Origin of the sequence: Serratia sp. MMO-28, from assembly GCF_037199905.1 — a bacterium.
In the GTDB taxonomy this organism is placed as follows: domain Bacteria; phylum Pseudomonadota; class Gammaproteobacteria; order Enterobacterales; family Enterobacteriaceae; genus Chania; species Chania oryzae.
Genome location: NZ_JBBCVB010000093.1, coordinates 1 through 482, shown reverse-complemented (window position 1 = coordinate 482; position 482 = coordinate 1). Strand labels below are relative to the sequence as shown.

The 482-nt window shown below is 57.1% G+C and carries 1 protein-coding gene; it reads right to left on the bottom strand.

Annotated features, from left to right (window positions below; genetic code table 11):
• Positions 1-482: type VI secretion system contractile sheath domain-containing protein (locus tag WG891_RS26675; RefSeq protein ID WP_337265100.1), on the bottom strand; the 482-nt coding region annotated here is incomplete at both ends.

Below are 482 nucleotides of genomic sequence, written 5' to 3'. Positions count from 1 at the left end.
AGCAATGCCACGTCTTGCGGGCTGGCATCGAACTCGTAGTTGGAAATCACCGCCCCAATCGGCTCACCGCCGGGGGTGTCGTATTCCGCAATATAGGTATGGCGGTACAGGCCGCTCTGGATGATTTCCGGGCTGTCTTCAAAGTCCTGACGCAGGTCGTCTTTGGCAATGTCGAGCAGTTCCAGCTTCACGTTCTGGCGAAAATCGGTTTTATTCACCAGCGATTTCAGGCCACGCCACAGGGATTCCACTTTCTGGAACTCCGGGTGATGCATCACCGCGTCCAGTTGGCGGCTGATTTTTTCATCCAGCGCGGCGATGTGGCTGTCCAGCAGGTTCTTGTCGAGCTTCTCAACTTTCTGCGCCGACTGCTTCAGCAGGTCTAAAAAGACGCTGACGGCAGCGGTCACACGCTCATCGGCCGAGACGTCCGCCAGGGCATCGCCGTCCTGAAAAGCCTCAATGCCGTTAAGCTGGGAGAC